General features: G+C 64.6%; 19 protein-coding genes. 12 read left to right on the top strand and 7 right to left on the bottom strand.

Annotated features, from left to right (window positions below; translation table 11 throughout):
* Positions 1–4: 4 nt before the first annotated feature.
* The 9 genes from IGS55_RS08060 to IGS55_RS08020 all read left to right on the top strand — a co-directional run bounded on the left by IGS55_RS08060 (position 5) and on the right by IGS55_RS08020 (position 8528).
* Positions 5–2389: an MMPL family transporter gene (locus IGS55_RS08060; protein ID WP_230517418.1), complete on the top strand. Its 2385-nt coding sequence runs from the start codon at positions 5–7 to the stop codon at positions 2387–2389.
* Positions 2389–2943: a DUF3261 domain-containing protein gene (locus IGS55_RS08055; RefSeq protein WP_230517309.1), complete on the top strand. Its 555-nt coding sequence runs from the start codon at positions 2389–2391 to the stop codon at positions 2941–2943. The genes IGS55_RS08060 and IGS55_RS08055 overlap by 1 nt, the downstream gene beginning before the upstream one ends.
* Positions 2944–4134 (top strand): beta-ketoacyl-ACP synthase, encoded by a 1191-nt coding sequence (locus IGS55_RS08050; RefSeq protein WP_230517308.1) that lies wholly within the window; start codon positions 2944–2946, stop codon positions 4132–4134.
* Complete coding sequence (locus IGS55_RS08045; RefSeq protein ID WP_230517307.1) at positions 4131–4604, top strand: hotdog family protein; 474 nt, start codon at positions 4131–4133, stop codon at positions 4602–4604. The genes IGS55_RS08050 and IGS55_RS08045 overlap by 4 nt, the downstream gene beginning before the upstream one ends.
* Positions 4597–5322 carry a 3-oxoacyl-ACP reductase FabG gene (gene fabG, locus IGS55_RS08040; RefSeq protein WP_374106824.1) on the top strand — a complete coding sequence of 242 codons (726 nt, stop codon included), beginning with the start codon at positions 4597–4599 and terminating at the stop codon, positions 5320–5322. Before IGS55_RS08045 ends, fabG begins: the two co-directional genes overlap by 8 nt.
* On the top strand, positions 5319–6551 hold the full coding sequence (locus IGS55_RS08035) for a beta-ketoacyl-ACP synthase (RefSeq protein WP_230517306.1): 1233 nt from the start codon (positions 5319–5321) through the stop codon (positions 6549–6551). The genes fabG and IGS55_RS08035 overlap by 4 nt, the downstream gene beginning before the upstream one ends.
* Before the next feature lie 28 nt (positions 6552–6579).
* A complete protein-coding gene (locus IGS55_RS08030; RefSeq protein ID WP_230517305.1) occupies positions 6580–7074 on the top strand; it encodes an excinuclease ATPase subunit in 495 nt (164 codons plus the stop codon).
* A gap of 102 nt (positions 7075–7176) precedes the next feature.
* Positions 7177–7773 (top strand): hypothetical protein, encoded by a 597-nt coding sequence (locus IGS55_RS08025; RefSeq protein WP_230517304.1) that lies wholly within the window; start codon positions 7177–7179, stop codon positions 7771–7773.
* Positions 7774–7904: 131 nt separating this feature from the next.
* The gene (locus tag IGS55_RS08020) at positions 7905–8528 is read left to right on the top strand and encodes a 4'-phosphopantetheinyl transferase family protein (RefSeq protein WP_230517303.1); all 624 of its coding nucleotides are present in this window, start codon (positions 7905–7907) and stop codon (positions 8526–8528) included.
* On the opposite strand, the gene IGS55_RS08015 is transcribed toward IGS55_RS08020, so the two are convergent.
* The 3 genes from IGS55_RS08015 to IGS55_RS08005 are packed head-to-tail and all read right to left on the bottom strand — an operon-like array spanning position 8525 to position 10179.
* Positions 8525–9310: a DUF2145 domain-containing protein gene (locus IGS55_RS08015; RefSeq protein WP_230517302.1), complete on the bottom strand. Its 786-nt coding sequence runs from the start codon at positions 9308–9310 to the stop codon at positions 8525–8527. The two genes, IGS55_RS08020 and IGS55_RS08015, sit on opposite strands and share 4 nt — an antisense overlap.
* A 5-nt stretch (positions 9311–9315) precedes the next feature.
* Complete coding sequence (locus tag IGS55_RS08010; RefSeq protein ID WP_230517301.1) at positions 9316–9732, bottom strand: hypothetical protein; 417 nt, start codon at positions 9730–9732, stop codon at positions 9316–9318.
* A 24-nt stretch (positions 9733–9756) separates the two neighbouring features.
* On the bottom strand, positions 9757–10179 hold the full coding sequence (locus IGS55_RS08005) for a hypothetical protein (RefSeq protein ID WP_230517300.1): 423 nt from the start codon (positions 10177–10179) through the stop codon (positions 9757–9759).
* Positions 10180–10339: 160 nt separating this feature from the next.
* Here IGS55_RS08005 and IGS55_RS08000 point away from each other — a divergent pair, with 160 nt between their 5' ends.
* Positions 10340–11083, top strand: a complete 744-nt coding sequence (locus IGS55_RS08000; protein WP_034750344.1) for a helix-turn-helix domain-containing protein — start codon at positions 10340–10342, stop codon at positions 11081–11083.
* Between the two features lie 43 nt (positions 11084–11126).
* Here IGS55_RS08000 and IGS55_RS07995 read toward each other — a convergent pair whose 3' ends face one another.
* Together IGS55_RS07995 and IGS55_RS07990 are read right to left on the bottom strand one after the other, a co-directional pair.
* The gene (locus tag IGS55_RS07995) at positions 11127–12590 is read right to left on the bottom strand and encodes a DUF3999 family protein (RefSeq protein ID WP_230517299.1); all 1464 of its coding nucleotides are present in this window, start codon (positions 12588–12590) and stop codon (positions 11127–11129) included.
* Positions 12587–15772: a DUF2339 domain-containing protein gene (locus tag IGS55_RS07990; protein ID WP_230517298.1), complete on the bottom strand. Its 3186-nt coding sequence runs from the start codon at positions 15770–15772 to the stop codon at positions 12587–12589. Before IGS55_RS07990 ends, IGS55_RS07995 begins: the two co-directional genes overlap by 4 nt.
* 234 nt (positions 15773–16006) lie before the next feature.
* Here IGS55_RS07990 and IGS55_RS07985 point away from each other — a divergent pair, with 234 nt between their 5' ends.
* Positions 16007–17893 (top strand): MFS transporter, encoded by a 1887-nt coding sequence (locus tag IGS55_RS07985; RefSeq protein ID WP_230517297.1) that lies wholly within the window; start codon positions 16007–16009, stop codon positions 17891–17893.
* A 3-nt stretch (positions 17894–17896) separates the two neighbouring features.
* Here IGS55_RS07985 and IGS55_RS07980 read toward each other — a convergent pair whose 3' ends face one another.
* Both IGS55_RS07980 and IGS55_RS07975 read right to left on the bottom strand, forming a co-directional pair.
* Complete coding sequence (locus IGS55_RS07980; protein ID WP_230517296.1) at positions 17897–19432, bottom strand: hybrid sensor histidine kinase/response regulator; 1536 nt, start codon at positions 19430–19432, stop codon at positions 17897–17899.
* A 7-nt stretch (positions 19433–19439) separates the two neighbouring features.
* Positions 19440–20945 carry an ATPase domain-containing protein gene (locus IGS55_RS07975; protein WP_230517417.1) on the bottom strand — a complete coding sequence of 502 codons (1506 nt, stop codon included), beginning with the start codon at positions 20943–20945 and terminating at the stop codon, positions 19440–19442.
* Between the two features lie 423 nt (positions 20946–21368).
* Between IGS55_RS07975 and IGS55_RS07970 the strand changes: the two genes are divergently transcribed.
* Positions 21369–22589, top strand: a complete 1221-nt coding sequence (locus tag IGS55_RS07970; RefSeq protein WP_072452525.1) for an efflux RND transporter periplasmic adaptor subunit — start codon at positions 21369–21371, stop codon at positions 22587–22589.
* The last annotated feature ends 1 nt before the right edge of the window (position 22590 follow it).

Below are 22590 nucleotides of genomic sequence, written 5' to 3'. Positions count from 1 at the left end.
CGCATTGAAAAAGCGCGGCCGCAACGCCGGGCGCCTGCTCGCCATCGCCTGGGCGCTGGTGGTGGCGCTGCTGCTCGCGCATAACGCCTACCTGTGGCTGGGCAAGCGCATCGCGCCCGAAACCGACATTCTCGCCTTGCTGCCGGTGCAGGAGCGCGACCCGGTGCTGCAGGCATCATTTACGCATATGGTCGACGCGGCGCAGCAGCGCGTGGCGGTGCTGGTCGGTGCTGCCGAATGGAGCGATGCGAAGCGCGCGGCCGATGCCTATGGCGCCGTGCTGGCGCGCCATGCTGGCCTGTTCCAGTCCACGCCGCTCGACGAGCAGACGCAGAACGACTGGCTGGCGCTGTTCCAGCAGCATCGCTTGACCTTGCTGACGGCACCGCAGGAAACGCAGCTGCGCCAGGAAACGCCCGCGTTCTGGCGCGATTCTGCGTTGAGTCAGCTGTATAGCCCATTTGGCGGGCCGAAACTGGGCGCCTGGCAGGACGATCCCTTCGGCCTGTTTGGCGGCTGGGTGCAGGAACGCGCACAGGAAACACCCGTGCGTCCGCGTGACGGCCATCTGTTCGTCGCCGATGCCGAGCGCCAGTATGTGCTGCTGCCGCTGACCTTGAGCCTGCCCGCCTTTTCGCTGGGCGCGCAGGAAAGCGCGCTGCCCGTACTGGCGCAAGCCGAGGCGGCGGCGCGGCAGGCCGTGCCCGGCGTGGACATCATCAGCGCTGGCGTGATCCTGCATGCGGCGGCCGCCAGCAGCCAGGCGGCGGGCGAAATGTCGACCATCGGCCTGGGCTCCCTGGCCGGCATTGTCCTGCTGACGTGGTTCACCTTCCGCTCGTTCAAGCCGATCTCGCTGATACTGCTGTCGATCGGCATCGGCTGCCTCGGTTCCCTGTCCGTGTGCTGGCTGCTGTTTGGCAAAATACACTTGATGACATTGGTCTTTGGCGCGAGCCTGATCGGCGTGGCGCAGGACTACGGCATTTACTTTCTATGCAACCGCCTGGGCGCCGATCCGGCGCTCGATTCGCGCGCCTTGCTGCGCCGTTTGCTGCCGGGCCTGTGCCTGACCCTGCTGGCGGCCGTCATCGGCTACATGGGCCTGGCGCTGACGCCATTCCCTGGCCTGCGCCACATGGCCGTATTTTCCGCCCTGGGCCTGGTGTTTGCCTGGCTGACGGTGGTGTTCTGGTTCCCCGCGCTGGTCAAGGGCGGCACCTTGAAGAGCGGCGCACTGGTCAAACAGTACGGCGCGGCGCGCGCGCGCTGGCCGCTGTTGCGGGCCAACCGCGCCACCCTGGCTGGCGGCGTGCTGTTTGCCCTGTTTGCGCTCTTCGGCATCAGCCGCCTGGGCGTCAATGACGATATCCGCCTGCTGCAAACGCCGCCCGCGCACCTGATACGCGACCAGATTAAATTGAGCAAATTGCTTGATGGGCCCACGCCGGTGCAGTTCTACCTGGTGCGCGGCGACAGCGCGGAAGCCGTGCTGCAGCGCGAGGAAGCCTTGAAACAGCGGCTGCTGCCGCTGATCGCGCAAAAGCACATCAGCGGTGTCCAGGCCATGTCGAACTGGGTGCCGTCGCTGCAGACGCAGGCGGCGCGCCGGGCCTTGCTCGACACGGCCATCCTGCAGCCGGGCGCCGCGCTCGACTTGTTGGCGCAGTCCATCGACGAAGGCCCGGAATGGGCCGGCAAGGTGCGCGCGCAATTGGCGCAAGCGGGTGCGCCGCTGTCGATCGACGCCTTCCTGAAGGTGCCGGCCAGCGAGCCATGGCGCCACCTGTGGCTGGGCAAGGTGGAAGGCGGTTATGCCTCCATCGTCGCGTTGCGCGGCATGCAGTATGCGGCCATTCCCCTGCTGGCGAAGGCGGGCGAGGGCATGCCCGGCGTGCAGTGGGTCGACAAGGTGAGTGAAATTTCCTCGGTGCTGGGCCGCTACCGCGTCTACATGGGCGCCGTGGTGCTGGGCGCCTACCTGGTGGTCTTCGGCTTGCTGCTGCCCCGCTACGGGCGCCGCACCTGGCGCGTGCTGGCGCCCACGGCGCTGGCCAGCGTGGCGGCCCTGGCCCTGCTCGGCTATTTGAACTTGCCGCTGCAGCTGTTCCACGTGCTGGCGCTGATGCTGCTGCTGGGCGTCGGCGTCGACTACGGCATCTTCATGCAGGAGCACCCCGACCGCCGTAACGATACGCCATGGCTGGCGGTGGGCCTGTCGGCGGCCAATACCATTTTGTCTTTCGGCCTGCTGGCGCTGAGCAAGACGGCCGCATTGCAGGCGTTTGGCCTGACCATGCTGATCGGCACGGCGCTGGTATGGCTGCTGTCGCCATGCTTTGCCGAAGCCGACCATCGTAGCGCGGCTGGTGCCGCAGGAGAAATCTGATGTTTTTTCACTGTCAACGATGGACGCCGGTGTTGCTGCTGGCACTGGCCGGCTGCGCCAGCACGCCGCCTTCGGCACCCGCGCGCCTGGGCCTGAAACTGGCACCGCAGGCGCTGGGCGCCACGGTCAGCGTGCAGCAGCACCTGATCGTCGAACGGGCGGGCCGCATCGACGAACTCGATGCGGCGCTGGAAGTGGAACCGTCGCACCTCGACCTGGTGGGACTGGCGTTCGGCCAGCGCGTGCTGTCGCTGCATTACGACGGCAAGGAGATGACGTCATGGCGCCACCTGATGCTGCCGGCGCAGGTACGCGCCGAGGACGTGCTGGAAGACATGCAGCTGACTCTGTGGCCGCGCGAAGCGATCGCGCAAGCGCTTCCGGCCGGCTGGCGCATCGAGGACAGCGGCTTGCGCCGCACCCTGTTCCTGCACGACGAGGCGGTGACGGTGATCGACTACAGCGGCATGCCGCGCTGGAGCGGCACGGTGGTGCTCGACAACCTGCGCTATCGCTATCGCCTGACGATACAGAACGCCCCGGAAGGAAGTTGAATGACTGGCTTGACTGTGTACCTGAACGACTGCGGCATCGTCTGCGCGCTGGGCGCCAGCCGCGAAGCAGTGCGCGCGCGCCTGTTTGCCGCGCACAGCGGCGTGGTGCCCGTCGATACCTACACGTCGGGGCGCATGCTGCCGCTGGGCGTGGCCGATGCGCCCTTGCCATCGGTGGCGCAGCACGGCATCGCCGCGCGCAGCCGCAACAACCGGATGGCGTTGGCCGCGCTGGCGCAGATCCGTCCCGCCGTGGAACAGGCCATCGCCCGCTATGGCGCGGACCGCGTGGCCGTGGTGATCGGTACCAGCACGTCGGGCATCGCCGAGACGGAAGGCGCGATCGGCCAGCATGTGGCGGGCGACGGCTTGCCGGAAGCCTTCCACTACGGGCAGCAGGAGATGGCGTCGCCGGCGCTGATGCTGGCCGAGGAATTGGGCATTGACGGCCCGGCCCTCGTGCATTCGAGCGCCTGTTCGTCGAGCGCCAAGGCGATGGCCAGCGCGGCGCGCCTGATCCGCATGGGCCTGTGCGATGCCGTGCTGGCGGGTGGCGTCGATACCCTGTGCGGCTTTACCGTGGCGGGTTTTTCCGCGCTGGCGTCCGTCAGTGCGCGGCGCTGCAATCCGCTGGGCGCGAACCGCGACGGCATCAATATCGGCGAGGGCGCGGCCCTGTTCCTGATGACGGCGCAACCGGCCAGCGTGGCCTTGCGCGGCTGGGGCGAATCGTCCGATGGCCATCACATGTCGGCGCCCGATCCCGCAGGCGGCGGCGCGCGGCTGGCTATCGCCCAGGCCCTGGCGCGCGCGGGCATCGCGACGTCGCAAGTCGACTATGTGAACCTGCACGGCACGGCCACACCGCAGAACGATGCGATGGAAGCGCGCGTGGTGTCCGACCTGTTCGGCGCCACGGCGATGGTCAGCTCCACCAAGCCGCTGACAGGCCATGCGCTGGGTGCGGCGGCCGCCATCGAGGCGGCGCTGTGCTGGCTGGCGATGCAGGACGATAACGCCGAGGGCTTGCTGCCGCCGCACCTGTGGGACGGCGTGCCTGATGAATCCCTGCCGCCGCTGCGCCTGGCCTTGCCCGGTGCGCGCCTGGGGCGTCCTCTCGACTGGGCGCTGAGCAATTCGTTTGCCTTCGGCGGCTCGAACGCCGCCCTGCTGTTCGGGAGGGGAGCATGAGTTTTCCCGATATCCGCGAACTGGTGCCCCATTCCGGCGCCATGGTGCTGCTCGACCGGGTGTTGTCGGCCGATGCGGAAAACCTGTGCGCCGAAGTGGCCATCCATGCCGGCAGCGTGTTTTATGACGCGCCGTCGGCAGGCGTGGGCAGCTGGGTCGGCATCGAATACATGGCGCAGGCGATCGCCGCGCACGCGGGCTACCTGGCGCGGCTGGCCGGCGCGCCCGTGAAGATCGGTTTTTTGCTGGGGGCGCGGCGCTACGAAGCGCAGCTGCCCCTGTTTGTGAATGGCAGCGTGCTGCAGGTGCATGTGCAGCAGGCCTTGCAGGGCGAGAATGGACTGGGCGCGTTCGAGTGCCGTATCGAGATGGCAGGCGCCGTGCTGGCGCAGGCGACGATTACGGTATTCCAGCCCGAGGATGCAAAGCAATTTCTGCAGGAGAGTATGAATGGAGCGCAGCATGAGTAAAAGTGTATTGGTGACGGGGTCGTCGCGCGGCATCGGCAAGGCCATCGCCTTGCGGCTGGCGCGCGACGGTTTTGACGTGGTGCTGCATTGCCGCAGCGCGCGCGGCGAAGCCGACGCGGTGGCGCAGCAGGTACAGGCTATGGGACGCGCGGCGCGCGTGCTGCAATTCGATATCGGCGACCGTGCCGCGGCAGCTGCCGCGCTGGAAGCGGACATCGCCGAACATGGCTGCTATTACGGCGTCGTGTGCAACGCCGGCGTGGCACGCGACAATGCGTTTCCCGCCATGTCGGGCGAAGACTGGGACATCGTCCTGCAGACCAACCTCGATGGTTTCTACAATGTGCTCAATCCGCTGGTGATGCCGATGGTACAGCGCCGCAAACCGGGGCGCATCGTCACCATGGCGTCCGTTTCGGGCCTGATCGGCAACCGGGGACAAGTCAATTACAGCGCCGCCAAGGCCGGCATCATTGGCGCGACCAAGGCGCTGGCGCTGGAACTGGCCAAGCGCGCCATCACGGTCAACTGTGTGGCGCCGGGCCTGATCGAGACGGACATGATCAGCGAGGTGCCGCTCGACGAAGCGCTGAAGATGATCCCCGCGCGCAGAGTCGGCACGCCGGAAGAAGTGGCCGCCGCCGTCAGTTTCCTCGTCGGCGAGGAAGCGGGCTACATCACGCGCCAGGTCATTTCCGTCAATGGAGGCATGGCATGAGCCGCCGGGTAGTCGTGACCGGCATGGCCGGCATCAGCCCGATCGGCAATGACTGGCCGGCTATCCGCCAGCGCCTGGGCGAGTACCGCAACGCCGTCGTGCGCATGGACGAATGGGCCGATTACGAAGGCTTGAATACGCAACTGGGCGCGCCGGCCGCGCCGTTCGCGCTGACGGACCGCTACAACCGCAAGGCCGTGCGCAGCATGGGACGCATCGCGCTGATGGCCACGCGCGCGAGCGAATTGGCGCTGGAACACGCGGGCCTGGCCGGGCACCCCGTGGTCAAGAGCGGGCAGATGGGCATTTCCTTCGGTTCGTCGGCCGGCACGCCCAGCGCCATCGGCGACTTTGGCCGCATGATGGAAGAGCGCACCACCAAGGGCATCAACGCCACCACCTACATCAAGATGATGGCGCACACGGCGCCCGTCAACATCGGCGTGTTTTTCGGCATCACCGGAAGGGTGATTACCACCTCGAGCGCCTGCACCTCGGGCAGCCAGGGCATCGGCTATGCCTACGAGGCGATCGCCGGCGGCAAGCAGCTGGCGATGATCGCCGGCGGCGCCGAAGAACTGTGCGCCACCGAAGCGGCCGTCTTCGACACCCTGTTCGCCACCAGCACGCGCAACGACGCAGGCCATACGACGCCGCGCCCGTTCGACGCCAGCCGCGATGGCCTGGTCATCGGCGAAGGCGCCGGTTGCCTGATCCTCGAAGAATTCGCCCATGCGCAGGCGCGCGGCGCCACCATCCATGCGGAGCTGGTGGGTTTCGGCACGAACAGCGATGGCTGCCACGTGACCCAGCCGAACGCCGCCACCATGCGCCAGGCGATGCTGCTGGCGCTGGCCGACGCGGGACTGCAGCCGTCCGATATCGGCTACATCAATGCGCATGGCACGGGCACGCAGCAGGGTGACATCGCCGAATCGCAAGCGACGTTCGAAGTGTTTGGCGACCGCACGCCCATCAGTTCGCTGAAAAGCTACATGGGCCACACCCTGGGTGCCTGCGGCGCGCTGGAAGCGTGGATCAGCATCGAGATGATGCGCGAAGGCTGGTTTGCGCCCACTATCAATCTGCAGCAGATCGACCCGCAATGCGCACCGCTCGACTACATCGCCGGCGAAGGCCGGGCCATCGAATGCGAGTACGTGATGTCGAATAATTTTGCCTTTGGCGGCATCAACACGTCGCTGATTTTTAAACGCTACCGGCCGTGACGCCCGTTTGTGCCGGCGCAAACGGCAAGTGTGGCTCCTTTCGTACTATCTCTATCTTATCGAGGAAAACAGCATGAAAAAAATGATGATCCTGGCAGCAATGAGCGCAGTGCTGACGGTTGCCCTGCCGGCACAGGCAGGCGATACCAAACACATGATGTCGATCGCCAATGCGATGACCGCCAACGATGCCCAGGCGCGCCTGGGCGATACCGTCAAATTCTATTTTGGCGATCAGGCAACGCCGCCGATTGCCACACGCATCAGTAGCGACAAGACCAGCCAGAAAACTAATGGTGTCGGAAAATCGGCAGAAACTTCGTGCAACTGGGCCTTCCTGTCCGCCATGCTGGCGCTGCAAAAGCGCGCCCAGTCGGTGGGCGCCGATGCCGTCGTCAATATCGTCAGCAATTACAAGAACGTGGAAAATTCCAACGCCACGGAATACGAGTGCCACGAAGGCACGATGATGACAGGCGTGGCCTTGAAGGGGGAGTTCGTGAAGTTGAAGGCAAGTAAGTAAGCAGCAAAGAAGTAGCAGGGAAATCGTCCATATCGGTAACCGGCGCTCGCTGGCAGGAAGGCTGGCGCCGGGAGCCATTCCAATAAAAAGTAGAAAGAGAATATGCAAAAAGTATCGAAAACTGTCGTCCTGGCTGGCGCGTTGCTGGCATTGACCATGTTGCAAGGCTGCGCCACGCGCATCAAGGCATCGTCGACGACCAATCCGCCGCCGAGCGAGGCTTTCTCGGCGTTTGGCCGCATTGAAGTCAAGCCAACGGTCTTTGCCGAAGGCTATAAGGGCAACCAGGCGGCCATGGCGAAAATCGACGAGAATATCCGCAAGGACCTGGCCGAATCGCTGACTAGCTGGAATGCCGCCCCGGCCAATGGCCGCGTGCTGATCATTGAGCCTATCGTTGAAGAAATCCAGTTCAAGAGCGGTGCCAAGCGTGTATTCCTGGGACCATTGGCTGGCAGTTCCGGCGTGCGCATGCGCGCCATGATCCGCGACAACAAGGGCACCCTGGTCGCGACGCCAGAGTTCTTCCAGCGCGCGGACGCGATGGCGGCCGGATTCACGTTCGGCGTGCACGATAACCTGATGCTGACCCGCATCGCCAACCTGACCAGTGCTTACATCAAGGCCAACTATGTACGTGCCGAAGGCGGTCCGACGGGCGCCGATAATAAAGCGGTCGAAGCAGCAATGACGAACTAGGACGGGCGCGGCGCGCAAGCGCCTGCAGACCTGCTGGAATGGCAGCGACGGGCAACCGCGCTGCCATTTTTTTGACACATGCATGCTGGCAATTTGTGGCAGACTGCGCCTTTGCCTATCCTGACCTTGTCATGCCACCAGCCTTGCACAGTACCGGCGCCAGCATCCGGCTGCTCGATATCCGCAGCATTGACCTTGCGCAGATCAGCCGGTATGAAACGTGGCTGGGTGCGGAGGAAGCGGCCCGCTACGCACGCTTTGTGCGGCCGCTGCGCCAGCGCCAGTTCCTGCTGGGGCGCGCCTTGCTGCGTGTAGCGATGGGGAAACTGCTGGAGGTGGCGCCGGAATCCATCGCGCTGGAAGAGAGGCCGGGCCAGGCGCCGCGGCTGCTGGCGCCCGCCGGCGGTCCCTATTTCAGCATTTCGCATAGCGGCCACTGGGTCGCCTGCGCGCTGAGCGGTACTACGCGGCTGGGACTCGATATTGAGCTACGGGACCCGCGGCGCGACGTGCTGGCGCTGGCGCGCCAGGCGTTTAGCGCAGATGCGGCCGCCGAGCTGGAAATCATGCCGCTTGAAGCGCGGATGGCGGCGTTTTACCAGCGCTGGAGCGAGGCGGAGGCGCGCTACAAGCTGGGCATGGACGCGGGCGTTTGCGTGACCTTGGCGCATGCCGAGCTGTCCATCGTGCTGTGCAGCGATGCGCCGCTGGCGCAGGCGCCCGTCTTGATCGTGCAGGGCCTGGCGCCAGGTTAATTCCCCCGCACGATGATCTCCTGCGCCTTCGGCTCGCGCTGGCGCATGAAGCGCACGATGGAGTCGACGGTGACGACGTCGATCTGGCGCGTCATGCGGCGCTCGAACGGGTGATCGTCGAACGCGATATTCGCGCGGAACATGCGCGCGCCCAGGCGCGTGGCGGCGGGGATGCTCAGCGTTTGCGGGGCGTAGCTGGCGCTGCGCAGCCAGCCTTGCGCTTCGGCGCGCGTTTCGATCTTGCCAGGCTCGTTGCTGGCGGCGGCCAGGGTTTCCAGCACCCACTGGTTCGAGTTCTGGTACTTGGTGGAAAACGGGTAGGCCAGCATATTGTAGTGCGGCTCATGCAGGCGCTTGGGCGTGTTCGACGTCAGCAGGCGCGCCAGTTGCTGCTGCATATCCTGGCCGGGAACCAAAATCAGGGTTTCATACATGAACACATCATCCATGAAGAAATTGCCCAAGCCTTCGTTGTACAGCGACGATTGCGCCGTGCCGCATTCATTGAGTTCATGCACCACCAGCCAGCGGCCTTTCGGGTGGTCGCGCCAGGCCAGCGCCATGTGCGAATAGCGCAAATTGTACTTCGACAGGTCTTGCCCGGCGCGCGCCAGCAGCGCCACCTGCGCGCCCGAAGCGTCGAGCGCCTGCAGGGTCTTTTGCGCCAGGTCCATCGATTTGACGAGGGTGGCCGCGTCCGTTTGCTTTTCCTCGCACGAGCGTCCCGCATGGGCGGTACCGGCCAGGGCCAGGGTGATGAGAATCACGGTCAGGCGTTTCATGGGGTTCACGCTTTCGAATGGTGGAGGATGGCCTGGCCGGCCGCATTTGGCACATAGGCGATGGCCTTGCCCGACAGCACCAGCATGTGTCCCGTCGAGACGGCCACCACCTTGACGACCGTGCCGGCCGCCAGCGACAGGCCTTGCATGGCCTTCTGGCTCAGCTTGACGGAGGCCGTGGCCGCCTGCGAGGCGCCCCTGGCCGCGCTTGTGAGCACGAGGACGCTGCCGTCGGCCGCGTCTTCCACCTTGTCGATGACGACTTCACCGGCAGCGGCCAGCACCGACATGGAGCCGACCAATACGATGGCCGAGGCCATGCTGGCGTTGTCGGAGGCGTTGGTGGTGTCGGAGTTGGCGGCCTGGGCCAGCGGCGCCATGGTGGCGGCGCACAGCAGGGCGGTGGCGAGCAGATGTTTCATGGGATGTCCGTTCTTCATTGGTGATTACACTTTGGAGTGGTGCAGCAGCGCCTTGCCCAGTTCGTTCGGGATGAAGGCGATGGCCTTGCCGGAAAGAACCAGCATATGTCCGGTGGACATCGCCACCACATTGACTACGGTGCCGGCCGCCAGCGACAGGCCCTTGGCCGCTTGCCCGCTCATCTGGATGGAGGCGCCACCGGCTTCGGATGCGCCCTTGAGCACGATGACGATGCCTTCGCCCACCGTTTCCACGCTGGCAACCACTACCTGGCCGGAGGCGACCAGCATCGACATGGAGCCGGCGACGACGACGGCGGAACCTTCGCTGAGGTTTTGCGAGCCTTTCGACAGATTCTCGGAGGCGGCGGCGTGGACCAGTCCGGGAGCGGCCGCGGAGAGCGTCAACAGCGACAGGGACAGGCAGAGGGGCAGCAGGCGTTTCATGTGTTTCTCCTTCAAGTGTGCCAAGTGGCAACGCCATCATTGTAGACTGTGGGCAATTGGTCAATGAATACGCTACTCGTAGCGGGAAGGCATACCGCAGGTAGCATATTGCGCTACTTTTCTGCCGCCAGAATTGATGCTTTTTTTATAAAGGAAGTGCATGCCGCAAACCCACGCCTTGATCGAAGCCTTGAAACGCCTGTTGAAAGCGCGTTCCGTCACATATGCCGAGCTGGCCCAGCGCATCGGCGTGTCGGAAGCCAGCGTCAAGCGGATGTTTTCGCAGAAGCAATTTACCCTGCAACGGCTGGACCAGATCCTGGTGGCCATCGGCAGCGATTTCCAGCAGCTGGCGCTGGCCGTGCAGTCAGCCCAGGCCGCGCCCACCCTGATCACGGGACTGACGTATGCGCAGGAAAAGGAAATCATCGAGGACACCCGGCTGTTCGTGGTGGCCGTCTCCGCCCTGAACCTGCTGCCGCTGGAACAGATCGTCGCCATCTACGACATCAGCGAAGCGCAAGCCGTGAAATACCTGCTGCGTCTCGACAAGATCGGTTTTCTGGAACTGCTGCCGAATAACCGGGTCAAACTGCTCGTGGCGCGCACGTTTGCGTGGATACCGAATGGCCCCATCCACACGTATTTCAAAAAGGAAGCCTATGGCGACTATTTGAATTCGCAGTTCGATGGCGAGACGGAATTGCTGCGCCTGGTGAACGTGATGCTGTCGAAGAAATCCACGGCCGCCTTGCTGGAACGCCTGAAGCAAGTGGCGGTGGAATTCTCGCAGCAACATCAGGAAGACGCGCGCCTGCCTGGCAATGAGCGCTTGGCCATCAGCTTCATGCTGGCGGCACGTCCCTGGATGCCGCAGACGTTCAAGGCGCTGCTGCGGCAGTGAGCCGGCGGGTAGCGCGCTCAAGCGGTGAATGTTGTGGCTAAGGTTACTGCTTGTCGGTACTGCCTTGGGTGCTGCCTTGTTCCTCTTTCATCTGCGACAGCAAACGCCAGGCAAAAAAGCCCAGCACGGCCACGCCCAGCAGGAGCGCGGTCCACAGTGCGGCTAGGCGCAAGCCTGCGCCGTCCGGCGTCTTCTCGATGGGAGCGTCGCTGGTCAGCGCCACCACCCTGGCTGCCGTGGCGACAGGCAGCGCCAGCAATTCCTCCTGCGTGAAGCCGGGCGCGACCTGCGACAGCGGCAACGCTGCCGGCGTTGCACCATTCCTGCCGAAGACCAGTTGATACGGCCCCTTGCCGCTGGCCAGGAACACCAGGCTTGCTGGTGTCCATCCCAGGCGCAAGACGGAGTTGAGGTTCGGGTTCGTGCCGCTGTGATATTGCGGCCGGAGCACCCATTGCGCCGTTTGCACGACGGGTATGGACAAGTCACCGGAGACTCGTTCCTTGCCATCCATGTTGATACGGTAGAACGTCGTGTGGAGCAGTGGTTCGAATTCGGCGGCCTGCGTGGCGCGCGCTTGCGGGCCCAGATGCAGGCGTTGGCGCGGCGCTTCGCTTGCCGGGTGATACACGCCCAGAGTCACGGGCATGGACGTGTTGCCCTCAGCCAGCTGCAAGCCGATGCTGTCGGTGGGAATGGCGATCGGCGTGGCATACAGGCGCTCGTCGATACTCTTGCCTGTCGTCCCCTTCAGCGTGATGGTGGCGCGCGGCAGGGCAAGGGCCGTGACACTGACCTGCTGCGCGGCGATGCCGGCGAAAGTGATGGGATCGCCGTACTGCCAGCTCAGCCGCGCATAGCGGAAGGCACGCGGCGCGAATTCGATGCGGTCGTTGGCCAGGGTTTGCGTGTCGCTGTTGCGCAGCCAATTCAGCGTGGTGGTGGCGATGGCATCCCATTGTTTCAGGTCGTCGCTGACTTCCAGCAGCACTTGTGCATTGTAGTTATCGGTTCCTGGCGGCAAGATAAATTGCAGGGCGCCGATGCGGCTATCCTTGGCGGGCGGGCCCGCATCGAGGATCAACCCTTGCAAGCCCGGCGCCGCATCGGGCGTACTGCCGCCACGCGCCGTGACGGACAGCAGGCGGCCGTCATTGCCGGTCCGGATATCGACGTTGTCCAGTTCGTAGTAGCCGATGTTTTTGCCGGTGACGGGAAAGATGCGCATGGCAAGCGTGTCGCGCTGCGTGCGCGATTGCGCGGACGGGGCCGTCAGGGAGAAGGCCAGTGGCTTGCCGGTACTGTCGAACAGGCGCACGTCGGCCAGGCTGGCCGAGCGCGCATGCAGGTACACGTCGGTGGGGACGCTTATGCGGCTCAGGCCGGCACCGGGCTGCGGCGTCAACGCGATGCTCCAGCGATAGTCCTGTGGCCGCTCCTGGCCAGGCGCTGCCAGCGCGGCGCCTGCCATCAACACGATGCCGAACATGAGTGCGGTGGTTTTCATGCTGCTCCTTGTTGCGGTTCGGCTGGCGCTGCTGCGGCAGCCTTGGGGAAGGGCGCCAGGTAGCCGATCAAGACCATCAGCAAGCCCACGCCCACGAAGGATACGATGCGTTCGATGCCGCCCACGTTGGACAGGTCGATCAGGAACAGTTTCACGACAACCAAGCCCAGCAGGACGGCGCCCATGCTCCATTGCTGGCGCCGTTGATGGCGGGCCGCGTGGCGCATCAGCAGCAGGGCCGTGACGCTCCACACGAGCGACAGCATCGCTTGCACGAACTGCGAGGCCAGCATGGCGTCGAAGGTATAGGGCACGCCGACGTAATGCGACACCGTGCGCAACAGCATCAGGTTGAACCACACATACACGCAGCACGCGGCTACGACGGGCAAGCGCGCCTGCCACAGGGCGGGCAGCGGCAACTGCTTCGCCGGCAGCAGACGGTAGCTGGCAATGGCCAGCAGCACGGCAAAGCCCGTGCTCAAGTCCAGCGGATTGAGCAGCGGCAAGTAGGGCAGCGGCGCCATGGCGCCATCGTCGAAGATGTTCCACGCGGCGATCAGCAGCAGCGACCACAGCGCGCCCAGCGGTATCAGGGTGCGCTGGTGCCACTCGGCAATCGGTGTCACCGGCCAGGCGCCCGCGCGGCAGCGGCGGATCAGCCAGGCCAGTACCAGCATCATGGCCCAGGCCGGCAAGTAGCGGGCCCAGGCGGGGCTGACGCTATCTTCATGCTGTGCCAGCCAGGCGTTGACATGCATGGCGCCAACCGGCCACAGCATCAGCCAGGGCGCGGCCGTGCGCAAGGTATGCAGCAGGCGCAGCGCACGCACGTCGAGTTGCCAGCCGGCGTTTGGCCAGGCACGCAGCAAGTATTCGCCGGCCGCCAGCGCGCTGGCCAGGGCCAGCCAGCTCAAGCCGGTCAGCAGATAGTCGCGCAGGTACAGCGCCAGCAGCATATTGGCGCTCCACAGGCCCAGGCCGAGCCAGGCGGCCACGGTGAGCCAGCGCAGCTGCGGCCAATCGAGGCGCCGCGCCAGAATGGCGAACACGGGTGTCGTGACGGACACGGCGATCAGGTACAGCGCCAGCCAGTGCTCGCCCGCGTACGGCTGCATGCTCAGGTCGCCGTCGATCAGGCGCAGCAGCCAGCTGGCGAACGGCACGAGGATGGCGGCAAACCACAGCAAGCCGCTCCAGACCAGCAGGGGACGCGCTGCCAGCGCCAGCAGCTCGTCGCCGCCGCGTGCGCGCAGCGCAAGGAAGCGGGCGCTGGCAAAGGCGGCGGCGCCCAGCAGCAGGGCGCTGAGGAAGGAGCCGTCGAACAGGCTGGCCTGATGCTGGTCCCAGGCCCAGCTGGCGCGGCTGAGCATGACCATGCCGGCCAGGACCTGTACGGCCAGCAGCAGCGCGCGCGGCGCATGCCATTGTTCGCGCCGCGCCAGCGCCGCCAGCAGGACCGCCACTGCCAGCGCGCTGACGGTCAGCAGGTTCAATTGCGTGGCGGCATCCGTGCGCAGCAGGATTTCGCTCCAGATGCCGCCCAGCAGCCAGACCGTGGCGGCCGTCAGGAACAGCACGGACAGGCTGCTCATGAATTCCGGATGCAAGTGGCTGGCGTGGCGGCGGAAATTGTAGGCCATCACCAGCGCGGCGGCGGCCAGCAGCGCGCAGCCGAGCCAGATGTTGGCTTGCAGGGCCGCTGCCGTATTGAGGTCCTGCATGGTGCCGAGGAAGGCCAGCCAGGCAGCCCCCTGCACCAGCAGGCCGAAGATCCAGGCCAGGGTCTGGCGCTGGCGCAAGCCGACCCAGACGATGCCCGCGCCTTCCAGCGCCCAGGCGGCCGACGTCCAGCGGCCATCGAGGGCAAAGGGGATGGCCAAGGTGCCGAAGACGATGCCCAGCGCGAGGAAGGCTTCGGCCAGCAGTTTGAAACCTGCGCGGCGCCACAGGGTGACGGCCAGTCCCGTGTAAGTCAAGCCGGCGACCAGCGCGGAAAACGCCAGACCGAACTCGAAGTGCCGGACCAGGCCGTATTGCAGGCCCATGGCCGCCAGCGGCGTGCCGAACACGAGGGTGCCATCCACATAGTGTTTCAAGCGCGGCGCCTGGCGCGCGCAGTAGGCAATCGCGATGCCGATATAGAACAGCACAAACAGGATCAAAAACAGTTGCGTCGACAGGTAGTGTTCGGGCGTGTAGCGCAGCAAGCCCCAGGTGGTGGCGACGACGAAGGTAAAGCCAAAGCTCAGCACATTCAGGACGCGCCAGGCGCGTTTCAGGGCGATGGCGAAGACGCCCGCATTGAGCAGCGCGTAATAGCTGAACAGGCCGATATGGTTGCCGCTGCCCGTCGACACGAGCAGGGGCACGGCAAAGCCGCCGACGATGCCGAAGACGGCCAGCCAGACGGCGTTTTGCAGCACGGCCAGCAGGCACGTGAACGCCGTCAGCACGAACAGCACGGCAAACGCCAGGCCCGCCGGGATCAGTTCATACAGGCGGAAGGCGCCGAATGTCACCAGCATCAATATCGCCAGCGCCGTGCCCTGCAGCGGCAAGCTGATGCCGGGGCGTTTGATGCGGATGCGCCAGGCCCAGGCCAGCAGGGCGATATCGGCCAGCGCGATGCCGGCCAGGCGCAGCTCGATGGGCAGCGTGACCTGCGCCGACACATATTTGAGCAGGAAGCTGACGCCGAGGAAGAGGATCAGCAAGCCCAGCTTGGCAACCAGGTTGCCGGTAAACAGCCAGTTCTTCGCCTTGGCAACGAGGCCGTCCGGGCGCGCGATCCAGGACGGGGTCTTGGGGGCTGCAGGGGCAGGTTTGACGGGAGCAGGCGGGGTGGGCGGCGATGGTTTCGGCGGCTCGGGAGCGGCCGGTGCGGCCTTTGCCAGCTCGACCGGTTCGATCACGGCCGCTTGCGGCGCAGGCGCGGAAACAGGAACCGGAACAGGTGTCGGCACTGCTACTGACGCAACGGTAGCGGGCACGGCAGGTGACGCCGCTGGCGCTACGTCCCGGCCTTCCAGCGCTAGCAGGCGCTGCTGGATGCCGTCGACTTCCTTGCGCAGGCGCGCCGTCAGCAATTCCAGATCGGCCACTTTTCTGCGGTACTGCAGCACCAGCACGAAGCCGGTGATCAGCACGCCAAGGATAAACAGCGTTATCAATCCAAACATGGGGGCAGCTTTCCTGGATGGTCAGGGCGAAGGCGCCCGATGTATGCGCACATTACCTTATTATCAAGAAACAGGCGATTTTTGTTGTGAAGGGGAAAGTAGCAAGGTGCGGGGCCAGCATGGCGCGGTGCGGCGCTTTCCGTATTGACGCCAAGCAAGATGAAGACATTCAGATTGTCGTGCGCAAGATAGTGCTGTATTTTAGCAATTCCTTAATTGCCGGTTCCCCATGCCATGAGTCAAAGCAGCCAGTTTTCCTTATTGTCGCAGCGCCGTTTCGGGCCTTTCTTCTGGACCCAGTTCTTTGGCGCCTTCAACGACAATCTGTTCAAGACGGCCCTGATGGTGATCCTCGCCTACGATGCGCTGAGCTGGACCACGCTCGACCCGTCCACCATCACCAATTTGATTCCCGGCCTGTTCATCCTGCCGTATGTCGTGTTCTCGGCCACGGCCGGCCAGCTGGCCGACAAGTTCGAAAAGGCGGGCCTGGCCCGCTTCGTGAAATGGATGGAACTGGCCATCATGGCGGTCGCCGCCGCGGGCTGGATGACGCACACCCTGTGGCTGCTGGTGGCCGCCGTCGTCGGCATGGGCGTGCATTCGACCCTGTTCGGTCCCGTCAAGTATGCGTACCTGCCGCAGCAACTGAAACCCGAGGAATTGGTCGGCGGCAATGGCCTGATCGAGATGGGCACGTTTGTCGGCATCTTGCTGGGTGAAATCCTCGGCGCCGTGCTGATCGTGCACAAGCCGCTGGGCGTGGAACTGGTCGCCGGCGCGACGATCGCCGTGGCCCTGTTCGGCCTGATCGCCAGCTACCGCGTACCGCGTACGCCCGCGCCCGAGCCGGACTTGAAGGTGAGCCTGAATTTTGTCGCCGAATCGTTCCGCAACCTGAATTTTTCGCGCAAGAACCGTCCCGTCTTCCTGGCCATGCTGGGCAACTCCTGGTTCTGGTTTTACGGCGCCCTGATCCTGGCCCAGTTCCCCGTGTATTCGAAAGATTTCCTGCATGGCGACCATAGCGTATTCGTGCTGCTGCTGACCGTGTTTTCCGTCGGCATCGGCACGGGTTCCCTGCTATGCGAAAGGTTGTCCGGCCACAAGATCGAAATCGGCCTGGTGCCGTTCGGCTCCATCGGCCTGTCGCTGTTCGGCATCGACCTGTATTTCGCCAGCAATGCGTATGCGAACACGCAAGTGGTCGATGCGCTGGCGTTCGTCAGCCAGGCGGGCGTGCCGCGCATTTTGATCGACATCGTCATGATCGGCGTCTTCGGCGGTTTCTTCATCGTGCCCCTGTTCGCCCTGATCCAGACGCGCTGCGACCCGAAACACATTTCGCGCACGATCGCCGGCATGAATATCCTCAACGCGCTGTTCATGGTGGCGGCCGCCGGCGTGGCCATCGTGCTGCTGGGCAAGGGCTTTACCATCCCCGAACTGTTCCTTGTCACGGCGATCCTCAATGCGCTGGTGGCCGCCTACATCTTCTCGCTGGTGCCGGAATTCCTCATGCGCTTCCTCGCGTGGATACTCATCCAGACCGTGCACAGGGTCAAGGTCGTCGATGGCGAACGCATCCCGACGGAAGGGGCGGCCGTGCTGGTGTGCAACCATGTGAGCTATGTGGACGCCATCGTCATCATGGCGGCCAGCCCCCGTCCCATCCGTTTCGTCATGGACCACCGCATCTTCAAGATGCCGCTGATGGGCTGGATTTTCCGTACGGCCAAGGCGATCCCCATCGCGCCGGCGAAGGAAGATCCTTTCTTGATGGAAAAGGCTTTCATCGATATCGCGCAAGCGCTGCACGAGGGCGAGCTCGTGTGCATCTTCCCCGAAGGCAAGCTGACGCGCACGGGCCAGATCAGCGAATTCAAGGGCGGCATCGCCAAGATCGTCGAGCGCAGCAAGGTGCCCGTGATTCCGCTGGCGCTGCGCGGCTTGTGGGGGCATCTGTTGAGCCACCGCAATGGCCATTTGTTCGAGCGCGCCTTCAAGGCGGGCTTGCGCTCGCGTTTGTCGCTGGCCGTGGGCGTGCCCGTGGCGCCCGAGGCTGCCACGCCGGAGTTGCTGCAGCAAAAAGTGCAGGAGTTGCGCGGCAAGTGGAAGTAAGCGCTACTGCGACTGCGTAGCGGCAGCCCGCTGCGCCAGGTGCTGTTCCAGCAGGGCGGCGATGGCGTCGAAATCCACCGGTTTTGTCAGGTGATGGTCGAAGCCCGCTTGCTCGGTCCGTGCGCGCGCTTCACCCTGGCCCCAGCCCGTCAGGGCGATCATCAGCACGTCGCGCCCCTGCGCGCGCTGGCGAATCTGGCGCGCCGCTTCGTAGCCATCCATGTCCGGCATGCCCAAGTCCATCACGACCAGTTGCGGCCATACCATCTCGACGGCCGCCAGCGCCTGCGCGCCGCCATACGCGACTTGGGCGGCATAGCCTTCGAGCTGGAACAGGCTTTGCAGGGAGTCGGCCGCGTCGCGGTTGTCGTCCACCACCAGCACTTGCACGGGCTGGCCCGCGCGGGCCGGCGTGTCGCCCCCGGCGACTGGCATGGCGGCCGGGGCGATGCCGGCGCTGGCCGGCAAAGTGACGATGAAGCGGCTGCCACGCCCGGCGCCATCGCTGTAGGCCTCAATGCTGCCGCCATGCATTTCGGCAAATTGGCGCGCCAGACTCAATCCGATGCCCAGGCCACTTTTTATCTGGCCTGCCACCGTGCGTCCCTGTTCGAACATGGAAAAGATGCGCGCGAGGGCATCCGGATCGATGCCGATGCCATTGTCTTCGACCATCACCTGTAACTGGCCCTGCGCCAGGCGCGCCGTCATGTTGATGTGTCCGCCTTCCTGTGTGAACTTCACGGCATTCGACACGATATTGGAAAAGATCTGCACCACCCTGGCATAGTCGGCGTGCAAGGTCACGGCATGCGGCGGCAATTCCAGCGTGATGCCGATGTGCCGGCTGCTGGCCACAGGCTGGCATAGTTCGATGACATGCTCGAGCACTTGCTGCAGCTCAAACTCCTTGCGCTGCAGCAGGACCTTGCCGCTGGTGATGCGCGCCACGTCGAGCAAGTCATCCACCAGCCGCGTCAGGTGCGTCACCTGGCGTTCGATCACGTCGCTCACCTTGCCCACCTGCTCCGATGCGGGAAACAGGTGCTTGAGCAGGGCCCCCGACGCCTTGATGGGCGCCAGCGGATTGCGCAGTTCATGTCCGAGGCTGGCAATGAATTCGTCCTTGCGCCGCTGCGTCTCGCGCAACTGGTACTGGCGCTGGCGCGCGCGCAGCATGGCGTGCGCCGAGGTGATCAGGGTCAGGATGTGCACGGGGCGTTCCAGCAGGGTCAGGTTGCCCAGGGTGGAGATAGCTTGCCGCACGGGCAGGGAATCGAGTCCCGCGTGCGTCAGCAGGATGATGGGCAAGTCGGACCAGTCCGGCTGTTGCCGGGCATACGCGTCGAGCACGGAGTAGACGCCCGCATGCAGCGCCTCTTCCACCGTCAGCACGCCGCCGGCGCCCAGCGCCAGCTGCTCGGCCAGTTCGCCGGGCGAGCGGCAGGCGTGGCTGGCGATGGCGCTGCCCGCCAATACCGTGCCGGCCAGGGCGGCATCCTGGCCGGCAGGCGCGTAGATCAGGATGCGCTGCTCCATGGTATTCCTACGGGAAAGGCGTGCCGCCGATGGTGGGCAAGCCCGACAGGATGCCGTGAAAGCCGGCCAGGGCCGGGCCGATGCGGATGCCCTGCGGGCTGATCTCGAAGCGGCGGATGGTGCGCTCGTGCGCGCTGCCGCGCTTCTTGAAGACGGAAATGGCTTGCCGCACCTCACCTTCCGTTTCGTAGTAGCGCAGCATGATGACGCTGTCGGCCAGGTAGCTGGCGTCGGCCGCCGTCGTCATCGAGGTGCCCAGCATGTTTTGCTGCACGCCGACGAGCAGGGTGGCCACGCCGTGCTGGCTCAGGTAATTGAGCAGTTCGTGCAGATAGGTGCTCTGGAAGCGTTCATCGGGCACCGCGTGCATGTAGCCGTTCAGGCTATCGATGACGATCACCCTCGCGCCCCGCTGCGCCGCGTCGACCACGGCCTGGGCGAATTCGCCCGGTGTCAGTTCGGCCGGATCAATCTGCTGAGCGCTCAGCAAGCCAGTATCGAGCGCCGCCTGCAGGCGCATGCCCACGCTGTCGGCCCGGATCAGCAGCTTGCTGCGCGCTTCCTCGAACAGGAACATGGCGCATGGTTCGCCGCGCTCCGTGGCCGCGTGCACGAATTGCGCCGCCAGGGTGGACTTGCCGCTGCCGGCGGGGCCGGAAATGAGCGTGCTCATGCCTTCTTCCAGGCCGCCGCCTATCATGGCGTCGAGCTCGGGTACGCCGCTCGACAGGCGCCGATGGCCGCCATCGCGGCGCGTGTCGGCCGCCACCAGTCGCGGAAAGACGATCAGGCCTTCCCGGGCGATCCGGTAGTCGTGCGTGCCGCTGCGAAACGGCACGCCCCGGTATTTCACCACGCGCACGCGGCGCCGGTCTGTGCCGTAGTCCTGGTTTTGCAGCTCCAGCGAGATCACGCAGTGGGCCACGCTACGCACCTGCAAGCCGTCGTCCATCGCGGAACGGTCATCGATCAGCAGCGTGGTGCAGTGCCGGCTTGCCAGGTATTGTTTCAACGCAACTACCTGGCGCCGATAGCGCAGGGGGTTTTCCGCCAGCAACTGCAACTCGGACAGCGAATCGAGCACGAGGCACGCCGGGCGGTGCTTTTCGATGGCGGCCAGGATGCGCTGGTTGGTCGAGGCCAGTTCGATTTCTGACGGGTGGAAGATGGTGTACTGGCGCTCGGGGTCGAGCATGTCGTCGCTGGGCGCCACTTCTTCGATGGCGATGCCGGCCAGGTCCCAGCCGTGCGACAGGGCGGCGGCGCGCAGTTCGATCTCGGATTCGGCCAGGGCGATATACAGCACGGGCACGCCGCTGCGCGCCCCTTCGGCCAGAAACTGCAGCGCCAAGGTGGTCTTGCCTGTGCCGGGCACGCCTTCGACCAGGTACAGCCGCTCGGGCAGCAGGCCGCCCATGAGTATGGCGTCGAGGCCGGGCACGCCCGTCGACAGCAGTGCGTCCAGGCCGCTCGCGCCATCGTGTTGGGCCGTTCCTTGCGCCTGTGCCATCATCATCGCACCCCCGCTTCGCCACGCCGTGGACAATATAGTAGCGCGTCTGCCGGAATGTGTCTTTTCGATACCATTGGTAAATAATTACTTCGCCATGCCTGCCGCGAAGGGCGGTGTTGCGTCCGTGTCGGTCAGTTCAGCAAAGAAATCATGACCCTGCTACAGTATTCACTCAATCCACCTTTTCCGCATTGCCATTTTTGCCGCCATCCGTCAGCTTCGTAGCCGGTTTTGCTGGCGTGCCGCCGCTGTAGCTGTCCTCATTTTGTTGCTTCATTGATAATTTAATTCGCTTGATGGTTGCTATGTTTCAATTGTAACGATGCTTGACGATTTTAGAATGATCGTTCATTCTTTGATCTGCGTTAATAAATTTAGTCATTTCTAACGACACTAGCCAGCTTCTTTTTCAGAAAGTCCAAGATGCAACCAACCTTTTCCCTGACGTCGCCGCGTACGAGCGGCGCTATTGCCGTTCTGTGCGCCACTGTAATCATGGCCGGCTGCAGTAAAAAACAGGAAGCACCTCACGCGCAGCAAGCGCCACAGGTGGTCGTGTTTACTGTTAATCCGGCCGCGTTGCCGATGAGCGCCGAATTGCCCGGCCGTACCAATGCCTACCAGGTCGCCGATGTGCGCCCGCAAGTCGGCGGCTTGATCCAGAAGCGCCTGTTCGTCGAAGGTAGCGACGTGAAAGCGGGCACTGCCCTGTACCAGATCGATTCCGCCACGTACCAGGCGGCCGCCAATTCGGCCAAGGCCGCGCTGTCGAAAGCCAAGGCCAACTTGCTGACGGCCGGTCCGAAAGCGTCGCGCTACAAGGAACTGGTCGCCATCGAAGGCGTGAGCCGCCAGGAATACGATGATGCCGTCGCTGCGTTCGAGCAAGCCAAGGCAGACGTCGAGTCCGCCACCGCTGCGCTGGAATCGGCCAACATCAACCTGCGCTACAGCACCGTGACGGCGCCGATCAGCGGCCGCACCAGCCGCTCGACCGTGACGGCCGGCGCGCTGGTGACGGCGGGCCAGGCCGAAGCGCTGACCACCGTGCAGCAACTCGATCCGATCTATGTCGACGTGACCCAGTCGAGCACGGATTTGCTGCGCCTGAAGCGCCAGATGGCCGACGGCTCGCTGAAGAAAGTGGGCGAAGGCCAGGCCAAGGTCGATTTGATCTTGCCGGACGGCAGCAAGTACGGCGAATCGGGCAAGCTGCAGTTTTCCGGCGTGACGGTCGATCCGACCACCGGCAACGTGATCTTGCGCGCGCTGTTCCCGAACCCGAAAGGCGAATTGCTGCCAGGTATGTACGTGCGTGCGCAGCTGGAAACGGGCGTCGATGAGAAAGCCATTACCGTGCCGCAAGTGGGCGTGACGCGCAACCAGAAGGGCCAAGCCACGGCCATGATCCTGAACAAGGAAAACAAGGTCGAGCAGCGCGTGCTGACCACCAGCGGCACCGTCGGCACCAACTGGCTGGTGACGTCCGGCCTGGCCGCGGGCGACCGCGTGATCGTGGAAGGCTTGCAAAAAGTCAAGCCAGGCGCCCCAGCCGTTGCCGTACCGGCCAAGGCCGAAGCCGCTCCTGCGCCTGCGCCCGCCGCTGCCGCTTCTGCCGCAGCATCGGCTGCCAGCGCCCACTAAT

The organism is Janthinobacterium sp. EB271-G4-3-2 (genome assembly GCF_020858035.1).
GTDB lineage: Bacteria > Pseudomonadota > Gammaproteobacteria > Burkholderiales > Burkholderiaceae_D > Janthinobacterium > Janthinobacterium aestuarii.
The sequence above is the reverse complement of the archived record's forward strand: the minus strand, read 5'-3'. Positions and strand labels throughout refer to the sequence as shown.

Bases quoted from the DNA above. Each gene is read 5' to 3' on its own strand.
- IGS55_RS08055 (WP_230517309.1), top strand. From the start codon at position 2,389: ATGTTTTTTCACTGTCAACGATGGACGCCGGTGTTGCTGCTGGCACTG.
- IGS55_RS08050 (WP_230517308.1), top strand. From the start codon at position 2,944: ATGACTGGCTTGACTGTGTACCTGAACGACTGCGGCATCGTCTGCGCG.
- IGS55_RS08045 (WP_230517307.1), top strand. From the start codon at position 4,131: ATGAGTTTTCCCGATATCCGCGAACTGGTGCCCCATTCCGGCGCCATG.
- fabG (WP_374106824.1), top strand. From the start codon at position 4,597: ATGAGTAAAAGTGTATTGGTGACGGGGTCGTCGCGCGGCATCGGCAAG.
- IGS55_RS08035 (WP_230517306.1), top strand. From the start codon at position 5,319: ATGAGCCGCCGGGTAGTCGTGACCGGCATGGCCGGCATCAGCCCGATC.
- IGS55_RS08025 (WP_230517304.1), top strand. From the start codon at position 7,177: ATGCAAAAAGTATCGAAAACTGTCGTCCTGGCTGGCGCGTTGCTGGCA.
- IGS55_RS08020 (WP_230517303.1), top strand. From the start codon at position 7,905: ATGCCACCAGCCTTGCACAGTACCGGCGCCAGCATCCGGCTGCTCGAT.
- IGS55_RS08015 (WP_230517302.1), bottom strand. From the start codon at position 9,310: ATGAAACGCCTGACCGTGATTCTCATCACCCTGGCCCTGGCCGGTACC.
- IGS55_RS08010 (WP_230517301.1), bottom strand. From the start codon at position 9,732: ATGAAACATCTGCTCGCCACCGCCCTGCTGTGCGCCGCCACCATGGCG.
- IGS55_RS08005 (WP_230517300.1), bottom strand. From the start codon at position 10,179: ATGAAACGCCTGCTGCCCCTCTGCCTGTCCCTGTCGCTGTTGACGCTC.
- IGS55_RS08000 (WP_034750344.1), top strand. From the start codon at position 10,340: ATGCCGCAAACCCACGCCTTGATCGAAGCCTTGAAACGCCTGTTGAAA.
- IGS55_RS07995 (WP_230517299.1), bottom strand. From the start codon at position 12,590: ATGAAAACCACCGCACTCATGTTCGGCATCGTGTTGATGGCAGGCGCC.
- IGS55_RS07990 (WP_230517298.1), bottom strand. From the start codon at position 15,772: ATGTTTGGATTGATAACGCTGTTTATCCTTGGCGTGCTGATCACCGGC.
- IGS55_RS07985 (WP_230517297.1), top strand. From the start codon at position 16,007: ATGAGTCAAAGCAGCCAGTTTTCCTTATTGTCGCAGCGCCGTTTCGGG.
- IGS55_RS07980 (WP_230517296.1), bottom strand. From the start codon at position 19,432: ATGGAGCAGCGCATCCTGATCTACGCGCCTGCCGGCCAGGATGCCGCC.
- IGS55_RS07975 (WP_230517417.1), bottom strand. From the start codon at position 20,945: ATGATGGCACAGGCGCAAGGAACGGCCCAACACGATGGCGCGAGCGGC.
- IGS55_RS07970 (WP_072452525.1), top strand. From the start codon at position 21,369: ATGCAACCAACCTTTTCCCTGACGTCGCCGCGTACGAGCGGCGCTATT.